This is a genomic window from Burkholderia sp. Bp9012, from assembly GCF_003853825.1.
Taxonomy (GTDB): Bacteria; Pseudomonadota; Gammaproteobacteria; order Burkholderiales; family Burkholderiaceae; genus Burkholderia; species Burkholderia diffusa.
Genome location: NZ_QTQA01000005.1, coordinates 198,446 through 211,009, shown reverse-complemented (window position 1 = coordinate 211,009; position 12,564 = coordinate 198,446). Strand labels below are relative to the sequence as shown.

Sequence of the window (12,564 nt, the reverse complement as noted above, 5' to 3'; positions counted from 1 at the left end):
GGAACTTACCGCGCGCGTTCCTCGCGCATGATCCGGCGGGCAGCCGCCAGGCCGAGCACGAGCAGCACCGCGACATACGCGGCGACCGCAGACCACGCGCCGTGTTGCCAGAACGTGCCGCCGACCGAGCCCAGCACGCTCGACCCGAGGTAATAGGCCAGCAGGTAGAGCGACGCGGCATGCCCCTTCGCGGAACCTGCAAGGTGGCCAACCCAGCCGCTCGCGACCGCATGCGCGACGAAGAAGCCGATCGTGATCAGCACGATCCCGACGATGATCGCGACGAGCGAATGCGACAGCGTCAGCGCGAGGCCGGCCGCGAACACGAGAATGCCGCTGATGAGGACGGGCGCGCGCCCGAGACGATCGGCGAGTGCACCGGCGCTCGATGAAGACACCATCCCGAACAGGTAGGCGCCGAAGATCAGCCCGCATGCGGTCGCGCTCAGGTTGAACGGCGCGGCCGTCAGCCGGAACCCGGCGTAGTTGTATACGGTCACGAACGCGCCCATCATGAGGAAGCCGACCGCGAATACGAACGGCAGCCGCGCATGATGCAACTGCGCGCTCCACAGCCGCAGATGGTGACGCACCGTCAGGTCGGTTCGCTTCACGAAGCGTCGCGACTGCGGCAGCAGCATCACGAACGCGACCGACGCGATGAGGTCGATGATCCCGATCGTCAGCATCGCGGTGCGCCAGGAGAAATACTCCTCGAGCGCGCTCATCCCGATTCGCCCGATCATGCCGCCGAACGCGGTGCCGCCGACATAAAGACCCATCGACAGGCCCAGCCCGTCGGCGGCGATTTCCTCGGCCAGATAGGCCATCGCCACTGCCGGAACGCCGCCGAGCGCGAAACCTTCGAGCGCGCGCCAGATCAGCAGCAGGTTCCAGTTCGGCGCGATCGCCGAGAGCACGTTGAACAGTGCCGCGAGCGTCATCGACGCAAACATCAGCCCGCGTCGGCCGAAGCGTTCGGACAGCGCGCCGGCGCACAGGATGGAGACCGCCAGCATCCCCGTCGACAGCGACAGGGATAGCGAGCTCGACGCCGCGCCCAGGTTGAACTCGCGCGCGAACGCAGGCAGCAGCGGCTGCACGCAGTACAACAGCGAGAAGGTGGAAAAGCCGGCCAGGAAGAGTGCCAGTGCGATGCGCTTGTAGGCCGCCGAGCGGGGCGACACGCCGGCGGGCAGCGCATCCGGCGCGGCGCTCGGGGCGCGCGTCGCGGCGGACGAAATCGCGGGATTCGACATGGTATGGACCCGATGGGCTGCGGAATAGCCGAATTCTTGCGCACGGTCATATATATGTCCAATATATGAAATGAACCGTAGCAATACCTTTTGCGAATGGCTGGATCGCCATTTCCGTCGACCGAGATCACATGGAACTTCGACATCTCCGATACTTCCTGGCCGTGGCGGCCACGTTGAACTTCACCAAGGCCGCGGAGGCGCTCGGCATGGGGCAGCCGCCGCTGAGCCAGCAGATCAAGGCGCTCGAGAACGAACTCGGCGTGGAGCTGTTCAAGCGGACCGCACGCGGTGCCGAGCTGACCGTTGCGGGAGAGGTGTTCGCGGAAGAGGCGCGGCGCGTGCTCGACGATGCGGAGCGCGCGGCGCGGGCGGCAAAACGGGCCGCGCGTGGGGAAATCGGGCAACTGCGGGTCGGATTCACCGGGACGGCGGCCTTCAATTCGAAAGTGGCCGACCTGATTCGCCGCTTTCGCGAAGCGTTTCCGGATACGGACCTGACGTTGCAGGAGGCGACCTCCGGCGTGTTGCTCGAGGCGCTGGAAGCCGGGCGGCTCGATGTCGCGATCGTGCGTCCGGAGCGTCGTATCGCGGACACGTTGCGGGCAGCGGACTGGGACGAGGAGCCGATGTTCGTCGCGATGCCGGTCGCGCATCGCCTCGCGCAGCGGCGTCGCATCGATCTGGCGGAACTGGCCGACGAGGCGTTCGTGCAGGTGCCGCGCGAAGCGGGCAGTGCGCTGTTCGACGACATCGTCGCGGCGTGCAATGCCGCCGGTTTCCAGCCGCGCATGGCGCAGCCCGCGCCGCAAATCGCGTCGGCGGTGACGCTCGTCGCGGCCGGGCTCGGCGTGTCGATCGTGCCGAAGGCGATCACGCAGGTGCGGGTCGCAGGCGTCGTGTATCGGCAGGTCGCGGGCAACGGGCTGCGCGCGAGGCTCGCGATTGCGTCGCGACGCGACGATCCGTCGGCGGTGGTGCGCAACTTTCTGCTGCTGGCCTGGTAGCGCGGGACGCACGTCATCGTGCGCATCGCCGCGGTATCGGGTGGATATTCTGATTGACGAACCGTGAACTTTGCCCGGAACGAACGCTGTCGCGACTCCGCCGTCGCGTGACGACCCGGCATGCGGGTTTCGATTCGTATGTTCCGGATGCCGCTTGGACTATAAATGGAGGGGTGTACCGGTGCTTGTCGGGCGCCCGCGCGTGGCGCGCGGGGCGGCGCCGCGACTGCCGGGGGAGGTGCACCGTGGTTCGCCAGACGCTTGCTCGCGCCGTGCTTCGCACCGCGTTGATCGGGGGCGTATTCGCCTCGTTGCTGTCGCCATCGCCAGCTGTTGCCGGATCCGTCGCACCGCCCGCCACACCGCCTGTCATGAAGAACCGGCTCGCCGCATCGCCTCACTCGATGCCGGTCGACTTCCCGGCGATCGTCGACCGTTACGGCCCGGCGGTCGTCACCATCATGACCGCCGCGCCCGACCAGCAGGCCGGTGGCCCGTCCTTCGCGATTCTCGATTCTGACGATCCGCTTGCCGCGTTCTTCCGCCGCGGCGGTCCGCCGGCGTCCGCACAAGGTCCACTGGCGCCGGGGCCCGATACGTCGCCGCGCACGCTGTCGGGCAGCGGCTCGGGCTTCATCGTCAGCGCCGACGGGCTGATCCTCACGTCTGCGCATGTCGTCGACGATGCGACCGATGTCACGGTGCGACTGGCCGATCGTCGCGACCTGAAGGCGACGGTGCTGGCCGTCGATCCGCAGAGCGACGTCGCCGTGCTGCGCGTCGACGCGACGAAGCTGCCGGTCGTGCGCATCGGCGATTCGTCGAGGGTGCGCGCCGGCGAACCGGTGATGACGATGGGTGCGCCGGACGGCTCTGGCAACACGGTCACGGCCGGCATCATCAGCGCGACGTCGCATGCGCTGCCGGACGGCAGCGGGTTTCCGTTCTTCCAGACCGACATCGCGGTGAATCCCGACAACTCGGGCGGCCCCGTGTTCAACCGCGCGGGCGACGTGATCGGTATCGCGGTGCAGGTCTATACGGGCGCCGACCGGTACGCGAGCACGACGTTCGCGATCCCGATCGCGCTCGCCGTGAAGGTGCGTGCGCAGGTGCAGGCACAGAGCCGCGCCAATGCGCAGGCGCAGCGCGCGTCGTCCGGCAACGCGCTCGGCGTCGACGTACAGGACGTCGGCGTCGGGCTGGCAGCTGCGTTCGGCCTGCCGCGTCCGGCGGGCGCGCTCGTCAACGGCGTCGATCCCGGCTCGCCGGCCGCCGCGGCGGGCGTGAGGCCCGGCGACGTGATCGTCAAGTTCGGCGACAAGCCGATTGGCCAGTCGGCCGAACTGAACGACCTGGCCGCCGCATTGCCGCCAGGTGCAAAGGCGCCGGTGCGGCTGATCCGCAACCGCGCGCCGATGATGCTGACGGTCACCGGCGCGGCGACCGGCGACGCGATCGACAACGCGGGTGCGACGGGCAGCGCGGGCACGGTTGGCGCGGGCGGTGCCGCCGGCGTGGCGATGGCGGCCGCGCGGCCGGCTGACAGCGGCGATCGGCTCGGGCTGACGATGCATCCGCTGAGCGACGCCGAACGGCGTTCGACCGGGCTCGCGGTCGGGATGATGGTGGATGCGGTGCGCGGGCCGGCCGCGAACGCGGGCATCCGTCCGGGCGACGTCGTGCTCGAGCTCAACGACACGCTGCTCGAAACGCCGGACGACGTGCAGTCGCTCGAAGCGAAAGGCGGTGTGATCGCGGTGCTGATCCAGCGCGAGAATGCGCGGAAGTTCGTGTCGGTGCGTGCGCGGTAGGGTGTTGACGGGAGGGTGGGAAGAGCGTCGGTGTGCGGCCAGAGGCGTCACTCACGAAGGCGTTTGACCGGATGTTTGTAAGGCGGCTACACCTCCGCCATCGGCCGTTCGCGGCTTGCGCGTAGCGACGTGCCTGGTTCATTCATTGACGCTGCCCAGACGGAAATCCGTGGACATTCGCTCGCCATGCCGCTAACAGGCCAATCACCAGCAGCGACGCGACCACCCACGGAAAAGAAGCGACGCCTACCGTCCCGAGTAGTACCCCACCGACAATTCCACTGCCGGCAAACGAAAGATTGAACACCGTCACCAATGCGGACTGCGCGACGTCAGCCCCCTCGCCGGCTGCATCGGCCAAAGCAGTCTGAAGAAGTGTCGGCGCTCCGCCGAAACTGAAGCCCCAGATCGCAACGCCAACGCAGATGACCGTGGGTGACGTGGCGCCTAACCCAAATATCACCGAAACGCAGGCGAAGGCTCCGAGCCCGCCCAATACCAACAGGCGCAGCCACCCGTCAACGAGAGAACCGATAACCCAAATGCCGAGCATGGAAGAGATACCGAAGATCAGCAGCACAGAATCCACATCGCGCGCCAGTCCGACCGATGCCAGGTAAGGCGCAATGTACGTGTAAAGAATGTAATGTGGAAGAATCCAGGCCATCACCACGAACAGCACGGGTCGCACGCCCCGGATCATGAGGACTCGCCGCATCGGCAAACGGTGGTTCGTCATCTCGCCGGGATAATCCGGCACTTTCCAGCACACCAAGGCCATTAACGCCAGTGACATCCCGGACATAATGCCAAAGATGCTGCGCCAGCCGACCATACTGCCGAGCCAGACGCTTAACGGCACCCCGACCGACAACGCCAAAGGAATGCCGATCATCGCCACCGCAAGCGCGCGTCCCTGCATCGACGCGGGAACCATACGCCGCGCGTACGACGCCAAAAGGCACCAAGCCAGTCCGGTGGCGAGTCCCACAGCAAAGCGCGTAGCCAGCGTCAGCGTGTAATTCGTCGACACCGCAGTGATCGCATTGCAAACGAGAAACGCGGCCAACACCAGCAACAAGACATGCCGCCGTTGCCACTTACGGACAACTGCGGTCAGCGGGATGGCTGCTACACCCGACCCGAGCGCACAGAGGGTTACAAGTTGCCCAGCCCAGGCTTCGCTGACGTGGAACCCTTGTGCAATCTCTGGAAGCAAGCCAGCCGGCACAGTTTCGTTCGCTGTGGCGATGAAACTGGCCATCGCCAATGCAAACAACGCTCCCACGGGGAGACGATTCACCGTCTCAGCGCATCCGATACCCACGGTCGCTGCCCCGCAATTTTTATCCATCTTGTTCTCCAGATTTCACCGTTTTCCCTCGTTGGGGGCTTGCAGAGTGGCAGTCTGCCTAGTAAATATGGATTTGATAATTGGCCGCGCATTTGAATACTTTTCAAATCTGGATGAAGAATGGCAACTGATCGACTGGGCGACATGCGTTTGTTCGTGGAGGCGGCGGCACTGGGCAACTTGTCCGCTGCCGGTCGTAAGCTGGGATTCTCACCGGCAGCAGCGAGCGCGCGGCTCACCAAACTGGAAGCGGCACTCTCAACAAGGCTATTCGACCGCAATACAAGGCAATTACGCCTAACAGAAGAGGGCCGGCTATACCACCACCACTGCCGCATTGCATTGAGGGCCATCGAGGATGCCGAGGCCGCACTCAACGCGAGCCAGGGGATAGCGCGCGGCAAGGTTCGGATTTCGGCATCGGCCGATTTCGGCCGCAATCTACTGAGTAGCTGGCTAGAAGACTTCGTTCGTACGCAGCCCGAGCTGAAAATCGCGCTTAACCTGACCGACTCCCTCTCCGACTTGCTGCAAGACGACGTGGATCTCGCAATCCGATTTGGAAGGCCAAACAATCCTTCACTTATCGCACGGCAACTTGCACCGAACTGGCGAGTGCTATGTGCGTCTCCTGAATATCTGACCAATCACGGCACGCCGCGAATCCCGGCTGACCTGGTTGCCCATCAGTTTGTCGTTCTGGTTACGGCTGCAGGCCCGTTGAACGAATTTCACTTCGTGTCCGAAGGCAAGCGTTGGAATCACACCGTAGCAATGGAAAACGCATGGGAAACAAATGATGGCGCCTTGGCACGTGCGTGGACACTTGCCGGGTTCGGCATAGCCCGCAAGACAATATGGGATGCCGCAGCGGATATTCGTGCAGGCAAACTTCAGGTCGTGTTGCCGGAGTGGGTCGAAGGTGAGCCCGGCATATATGCCGTGTTGAACCGAAATCGCTATATGACTCCACGCGTGAGGGTGGTACTGGACTTCCTGGTCGACCGCTTCCAGCGTGCGATATCCGAGGGCATCCTGGCCGGGATGCCCACGCCATCAGGGTCGGAAAACCTAGGCTAACTTGCGATAGTCACTGACTTTCAAAGTGCGCCAGCGGTGAGATTCCAGATTAGGGCTTCGCTAGTAGGTGCGGCTCGTGACATGCGGTGAACAGACATTCAAGGTGCGCTATGTGAGTGTCCCGGATGAGTCGGCAGCGGTCAGTTGCTTTTGACCGCAGCCGGCCAGGTTCCGTCATTCGCTCGCGCGACGCGACGGACACTCGAATGTCCGCATCGGATCGTGACGATTTGCTTGAGGGGCGCCTGCACCAACCGTGTCGGGCAGTCGTGAATCGACACAGCGAAGCTGACACGTTCGATCTCACGCGACGTCCACGACGATCTTCCCGCGTGCGGTGGCGTTCGTGATGGCGTCGTAGGCGCATTCTGCGGATCGCAGGTCGAACCGGCGCGGATCGAGATTCGGAGTGAGCTTGCCGGCTTCGACCAACCGTGTGGCCTCGCGCAGTATCGCTCCGTGATGCGCGCGATGCATGCCCGTCAGGAGCGGATAGAGGGTGAAGACCCCAGAGTACGTGGCTTCTCGGAAAGACAGCGGCGCCAGCGCATGCGTACCCCAACCCAACGCGCTGACAACATGGCCAAAATGCTTGACCGCAGCAAACGAAGCATCGAGCGATGGGCCGCCGACGGTGTCGACAACGAGGTCGAAGCCAGTGTCGTGCGTCAACGATGCGACATACTGTTCGACGGATTGCGACCGGTAGTCTATTGGCTTAGCGCCGAGCCGCGCAACGAGATCGTGGTCGCGTGAACTTGCTGTTGCAAAAACTTGAGCACCGAGTGCGCGCGCCAGTTGCACCGAGATATGTCCGACACCGCCTGCTCCACCTTGCACCAGCACCGTTTCTCCCGCTTGCAGATGGGCCCGATCGACAATGCCGGAATAGGAAGTGATGAACGCGAGGGGTAGCGCCGCGGCTTCACGCATCGATAGGTTGGAGGGCTTGATCGCAAGCAGATCGGCATCCACCGCCGCATACTGGGCCAGCGAGCCCTGAATGCCGCCGACGCCGCCCGTCATACCGTAGACCTCGTCGCCGACATGGAAAGCGGTCACGCCCGGCCCGACGGCATCGACTACGCCAGCCATATCGATGCCGAGCACCAGCGGGAGCGGATGCTTCGCATGCGCCGCGCTGCCAGCGCGGATCTTGGTGTCGAGCGGATTGAGACCGCTTGCGGCAATGCGCACGCGCACCTGGCCGTGTGCGGGTTCAGGCATCGAGATTTCAGTCAATTCGAGCGGGCCGTTGTAGCGGCTGAGGACGAGCGCTTGCATAGTCATGGTGGTTTCCAATCGGGTTGTCTTTCCGTTGAGCTAATGGGTCGATGGGTTCATCGTGACGTATGCTATAACGCATGTAAATCAAAGTTTTAGCACGGAGTCCATGCAAAAATGAATGACCTGTACCTGGATTGGGGCGATGTCCGGATTTTTTTGGCGATTGCCCGCTGCGGCACGCTGGGGGCGGCAGCGAAGCGCGTGGGCCAGACCCAGCCCACCATGGGGCGCAGGTTGCGCGCACTCGAAGACGCGCTCGGACATATGCTGTTCCAGCGCACGAGCAATGGCTTTGTGCTGACGGATGAGGGTGCTACGGCGCTCGCCTATGCCGAGCGAATGGAGGAGGAAGCGCTTGGATTCACGCGCGCGCTCACCGGGAAAGAGACCCAGTTGACGGGTCTGCTCCGTGTCTCCTCGTCGGACTGGTTCGGCGTGCACATACTCACCCCCGTGTTCGCACGCTTTCTAGCGAAGTACCCGGGCATCTCGTTGGAACTCGTCACGGATTCGCGCCTCTACAACCTCGCGCGGCGCGAGGCGGATCTGCTATTCCGCATCACGCCATTCGACGAACCCGACGTCATCCAGCGCAAGCTGATGCACATCGATTATGCGTTGTACGGGCACGTCGATCTCGTCCCGCCGACACGCGGGGACGGTGACGGCTACACGCTGATCAGCATGGACAGCGAGTTCAGCTCGCTGTCCGACGTCGAGTGGGTCAAGCGCATGCTGCCCCGGGCCAGGATCGTGTTCGGCAGCAACAATCGTGGAGTACAGGCGCGCATGTGTGCCGAAGGATCTGGCTTTGCAGTGCTGCCCTGTCCGCTGGGTGATGCGACGCCGGGCATCCGACGAGTCGATTTAGGCGAAGCCCCGCCGGGTCGCGATGTTTGGCTTGGCTTTCACCGCGATTTACGTCGAGTCGCGCGACTGCGCGCACTTCTGGATGCAACGATTGATTCGCTAGCGAACCTTTGAGTGAGGCGGGCGATCAATGCCTCCGTGCGATGTACGTCCGCTTCGCTGGACCGCCTTTCAAAGAAGGCCCCCAGGTTATCGCAACAATTGTCCTCCAGTGGCTATACGGGTTTGCTCGCGCCCGGCCGTGCGAATGACCGTTGTTGCTGGTTGAATCCACCCCAGGAGCCGGCCAATTCGTACATGGCAACTCGAAGTGCCCTTATGGGTCGAGATGCGCCGCTCGGACGTCGCCCGCTCGCTCGAGCGGCGCGACAGCATCGTATGGCGCAGTTCGGCCACGAGCCGCCAGACGGTCAGAACATCTGGACGTCGGATATCGGCCCGAGACCTGCCCCTGTCCGACTACCGGCGGATGCGTTTGGTCGCCGGGCTCGCCCTCATATTTGCACGACGTCTCGCGCCCGTGTGAACCGATTGCCATCGGCCGAACCGCGGCTTGCCTTTACCTCTCGGATACGCGACATTTCTGGAACCGCCCTCAGGGGAGCAGAACACCCTGATCCAGGACAGTTTGTCACCGCAGCATCCAGGAACAATGCGCATCCCACCGCTAAAAGCCATCGTCGCGTTCGAGAGTGTCGCCCGGACAAAGAGTGTCAATCGGGCGGCCGATGAATTAGGGTTAACGCCGTCGGCGGTCAGCCATCAGATTGCCAATCTCGAATCCATGGTTGGAAGACCCTTGTTCATGAGGCTGGGGCGGGGACTGGTGCTGACGCCAACGGGTCAGCAGTATCTGGCCGATGTCACCGGATCGCTCGCCGACCTGAGCCGCGCGACGGAGCGTGCATCGAGCCAGTCGGGTATCGAGATTCTTCGCATTCATTCGAGTCCCAGCTTTGGGTTGATGTGGCTGCTGCCGCGGCTGGCCTTGTTTCAGGAAGCGAACGGCGACATTCAGTTGAATCTCGCGTGCTCGTACGAGGACGTGTCGTTCACCTCGGGCCACTATGACCTCGACATAAGGCATGGCTACGCCCATTGGACCGATGGCGAGATCAAGACGCTACGCAACGAGTTCATCACGCCTCTTGCCTCGGAGGAATACCTCAAGCAACACCCGGTGCGCACCCCCGAGGATCTGCTCGAACGGCGCCTGATCTTTTCGGAGACGCCTCTCGTACAGTGGAAGCAATGGTTCGGCAAGTTCGGCGTCGCGGTATCGCACAAGGCATACGATTTCGCGTTCGACCGCTCGTACATGTCTCTCGAGGCCGCGGCATTGGGACACGGCATTGCGCTCGAAAGCACGATGCTCGCATCCGTCCATCTCAAACGAGGTTCACTCATACCGGTCTTCGATCGCACGTATGCGGTCGAGGTCGGAGCTCATCACCTCGTTTACCCTGCCAGGAATCTGGACTTGCCACGCGTGGCCAAATTTTTGGACTGGGTCGAGCAAGAGACCAGCCGCGCCGCCTTATAGCGTCGGGCCGCGCAGGGCGGGGCGGCGGCACACCAGCGTTATGCTAAAAGGCCGCTTCTGATACCCGTGAGTCCACGTAGCAGCCACACCTGAAAATTCTTCAGCAATAGTTGAGCCGAACTGCATTGATCGAGATAGTTGAAGCACTGAAACTGCGTCTACCAACTAACGTGATCGATGGAGACAAACATGTTGCTCGACAGCAAAGTGGTCATCGTAACCGGTGCCGCCTCGCCGCGCGGCATCGGCAAGGCGACCGCAAAAGCGCTCGCTGCGCAAGGCGCGCGCGTAGTGATTCTGGATCTTCACAAGGGCGATGCCGAGAGTGCTGCGCGTGAGTTCGGCGAGGACAACCTCGGCCTCCACTGCGATGTGACCGACAAAGCCGCATGTATAGCTGCCGCCGCGGCGGTCATCGAGAAGTACGGCCGTGTAGATGGATTGATCAACAACGCAGGTATCACGCAGCCTTTGAAGACGATGGACATCGGCGCCGACAACTTCGATGCGGTCATCGACGTGAACTTGCGCGGCACGCTCTATATGTCGCAAGCGGTCATTCCGCAAATGCGGGCGCAAAGGAGCGGCAGCATCGTCTGCATGTCATCCGTTTCCGCGCAACGCGGCGGCGGCATCTTCGGCGGTCCGCACTACAGCGCAGCCAAAGCCGGTGTGCTCGGTCTCGCTCGCGCGATGGCGCGTGAACTCGGCCCGGACAACATCCGCGTCAACTCGATCACCCCGGGTCTCATTCAGACCGACATCACAGGCGACAAGCTCACGACCGAGATGCGCGCCGAAGTCATCAAGGGCATTCCGCTCGGCCGGCTCGGCGATGCCGCGGACGTCGCGAACGCCTGCCTGTTCCTCTCGAGCGACCTGTCGACTTACCTCACGGGCATCACGCTCGACGTCAACGGCGGAATGCTGATCCATTAAGTACGACATCGGCCGCGGTTGCGGCAGATGGGTCAATGCACCCGGCGGTAAAACCCGGGGCGATATGGCAGGAGACAACCATGAAAACGAAGGCCACCGCGCCGTCAATGGCGGGCGATGTCACGAAGCTCGCCGACTCGGCGAGCTTCGAATCAAAAACGTATGCGAAAGTCGGACGGCGCCTGATACCGTTCCTGATGCTGTGCTACCTGGGCGCTTATCTCGATCGTGTCAACGTGGGCTTTGCAAAACTGCAGATGCTCAACGACCTGCGCTTCAGTGAAACCGTGTATGGCCTTGGCGCCGGTATTTTCTTTCTCGGTTATTTTCTCTTCGAGGTACCGAGTAATCTCATGTTGCACAGAGTAGGCGCACGAAACTGGCTCGCTCGCATCATGCTGACCTGGGCTGTGATTTCGGCCTCGTTTGTCTTCGTCAAGTCGCCCACAACGTTCTATGTTCTCCGCTTTATGTTGGGCGTGGCCGAGGCGGGGTTCGCGCCGGGCGTCATTCTGTATCTGACGTACTGGTTTCCTTCGGCACGGCGCGCAAAAGCACTCTCACTCTTTTTCATGGCTATTCCGCTGGCCGGCATTGTCGGCGGCCCGCTGTCCGGTTACATCCTGCATGCGTTCCAGGGCGTGCAGGGATTGGCTGGCTGGAAGTGGCTGTTCATCCTCGAAGCCCTGCCGTCGCTGCTCCTTGGTGTCACGATCCTGTTCTACCTCGATAACGGTATCGCTGCCGCGAAGTGGCTCACCGATGCGGAGAAAGCACTCCTCGCACGCAACGTGGCGAACGACAACGCGCACAAGATCGCGCATGTGTCGATCAGGTCGTTCATCGGCGATCGTCGTTTGTGGTTGATGGCCTCCATCTACTTCTGCGTCGTGCTCGGTCAATATGGGCTCACATTCTGGCTGCCGACGATCATCCGCAAATCCGGTGTGGCCGATCCGCTGTGGGTGGGCGTCTTTACAGCCATCCCGTACCTGTGCGCGATCATTGCGCTGCCGCTGGTGGGAGCGAGCGCTGACCGGCATCGCGAACGCCGTCTGCATCTTGCGATCCCGATGCTCGTATCGGCAGCGGGCTTCGCAACGCTTCCGACACTGGGCGGAGTCGGCGCGTCGCTGGTGTGTGTCAGCGTCGCCGCCGCAGGCATTCTCGCTTCGTCTTCGCAGTTCTGGTCACTGCCGACCGCGCTTCTCGGCGGCATGTCCGCCGCGGCGGGTATCGCGGCGGTGAACTGCTTCGCCAATCTCGCCGGCTTCTTCTCGCCGGCCATCGTGGGCTGGTTGAACGATCTGACCGGTAAATCGACGGCTGGGCTCATCTTCATCTCCGTCGCGATCGTCATCGGTGCCGGGCTTGTTTTCCTCGTGCCGGCCAAAACCGTCAATCGCTGACA

Annotated in this window: 10 protein-coding genes; 7 read left to right on the top strand and 3 right to left on the bottom strand. The window is 62.9% G+C overall.

Features of this window, described 5'->3' with window-relative positions:
* Window positions 1-5: 5 nt before the first annotated feature.
* Entirely contained in the window at window positions 6-1,259 is a 1,254-nt protein-coding gene (locus DIE11_RS08980) for an MFS transporter (RefSeq protein ID WP_124622970.1), read from the bottom strand.
* Between the two features lie 131 nt (window positions 1,260-1,390).
* Here DIE11_RS08980 and DIE11_RS08975 point away from each other — a divergent pair, with 131 nt between their 5' ends.
* Together DIE11_RS08975 and DIE11_RS08970 are read left to right on the top strand one after the other, a co-directional pair.
* Window positions 1,391-2,266, top strand: coding sequence for a LysR family transcriptional regulator (locus DIE11_RS08975; protein ID WP_124622969.1), 876 nt, complete (start codon window positions 1,391-1,393; stop codon window positions 2,264-2,266).
* A 245-nt stretch (window positions 2,267-2,511) separates the two neighbouring features.
* Window positions 2,512-4,080, top strand: coding sequence for a trypsin-like peptidase domain-containing protein (locus tag DIE11_RS08970; RefSeq protein WP_124623172.1), 1,569 nt, complete (start codon window positions 2,512-2,514; stop codon window positions 4,078-4,080).
* 142 nt (window positions 4,081-4,222) lie between these two features.
* On the opposite strand, the gene DIE11_RS08965 is transcribed toward DIE11_RS08970, so the two are convergent.
* A complete protein-coding gene (locus DIE11_RS08965) occupies window positions 4,223-5,434 on the bottom strand; it encodes an MFS transporter (RefSeq protein ID WP_124622967.1) in 1,212 nt (403 codons plus the stop codon).
* A gap of 120 nt (window positions 5,435-5,554) precedes the next feature.
* Between DIE11_RS08965 and DIE11_RS08960 the strand changes: the two genes are divergently transcribed.
* Window positions 5,555-6,514, top strand: a complete 960-nt coding sequence (locus DIE11_RS08960; RefSeq protein WP_124622965.1) for a LysR family transcriptional regulator — start codon at window positions 5,555-5,557, stop codon at window positions 6,512-6,514.
* Window positions 6,515-6,817: 303 nt separating this feature from the next.
* On the opposite strand, the gene DIE11_RS08955 is transcribed toward DIE11_RS08960, so the two are convergent.
* Entirely contained in the window at window positions 6,818-7,804 is a 987-nt protein-coding gene (locus DIE11_RS08955) for a zinc-dependent alcohol dehydrogenase family protein (protein WP_124622963.1), read from the bottom strand.
* Window positions 7,805-7,915: 111 nt separating this feature from the next.
* Here DIE11_RS08955 and DIE11_RS08950 point away from each other — a divergent pair, with 111 nt between their 5' ends.
* The 4 genes from DIE11_RS08950 (at window position 7,916) to DIE11_RS08935 (ending at window position 12,562) form a co-directional block, all read left to right on the top strand.
* Entirely contained in the window at window positions 7,916-8,785 is an 870-nt protein-coding gene (locus DIE11_RS08950) for a LysR family transcriptional regulator (RefSeq protein WP_124622961.1), read from the top strand.
* Window positions 8,786-9,323: 538 nt separating this feature from the next.
* A complete protein-coding gene (locus tag DIE11_RS08945; protein ID WP_124623170.1) occupies window positions 9,324-10,214 on the top strand; it encodes a LysR substrate-binding domain-containing protein in 891 nt (296 codons plus the stop codon).
* A 189-nt stretch (window positions 10,215-10,403) separates the two neighbouring features.
* Window positions 10,404-11,153, top strand: coding sequence for an SDR family NAD(P)-dependent oxidoreductase (locus tag DIE11_RS08940; protein WP_124622959.1), 750 nt, complete (start codon window positions 10,404-10,406; stop codon window positions 11,151-11,153).
* A gap of 80 nt (window positions 11,154-11,233) precedes the next feature.
* Window positions 11,234-12,562 (top strand): MFS transporter, encoded by a 1,329-nt coding sequence (locus DIE11_RS08935; protein WP_124622957.1) that lies wholly within the window; start codon window positions 11,234-11,236, stop codon window positions 12,560-12,562.
* Window positions 12,563-12,564 lie beyond the last annotated feature (2 nt).

What these genes read in the sequence shown, in the direction of transcription:
- DIE11_RS08980 (WP_124622970.1), bottom strand. Translation starts at nt 1,259, where the DNA reads ATGTCGAATCCCGCGATTTCGTCCGCCGCGACGCGCGCCCCGAGCGCC.
- DIE11_RS08975 (WP_124622969.1), top strand. Translation starts at nt 1,391, where the DNA reads ATGGAACTTCGACATCTCCGATACTTCCTGGCCGTGGCGGCCACGTTG.
- DIE11_RS08965 (WP_124622967.1), bottom strand. Translation starts at nt 5,434, where the DNA reads ATGGATAAAAATTGCGGGGCAGCGACCGTGGGTATCGGATGCGCTGAG.
- DIE11_RS08960 (WP_124622965.1), top strand. Translation starts at nt 5,555, where the DNA reads ATGGCAACTGATCGACTGGGCGACATGCGTTTGTTCGTGGAGGCGGCG.
- DIE11_RS08955 (WP_124622963.1), bottom strand. Translation starts at nt 7,804, where the DNA reads ATGACTATGCAAGCGCTCGTCCTCAGCCGCTACAACGGCCCGCTCGAA.
- DIE11_RS08950 (WP_124622961.1), top strand. Translation starts at nt 7,916, where the DNA reads ATGAATGACCTGTACCTGGATTGGGGCGATGTCCGGATTTTTTTGGCG.
- DIE11_RS08945 (WP_124623170.1), top strand. Translation starts at nt 9,324, where the DNA reads ATGCGCATCCCACCGCTAAAAGCCATCGTCGCGTTCGAGAGTGTCGCC.
- DIE11_RS08940 (WP_124622959.1), top strand. Translation starts at nt 10,404, where the DNA reads ATGTTGCTCGACAGCAAAGTGGTCATCGTAACCGGTGCCGCCTCGCCG.
- DIE11_RS08935 (WP_124622957.1), top strand. Translation starts at nt 11,234, where the DNA reads ATGAAAACGAAGGCCACCGCGCCGTCAATGGCGGGCGATGTCACGAAG.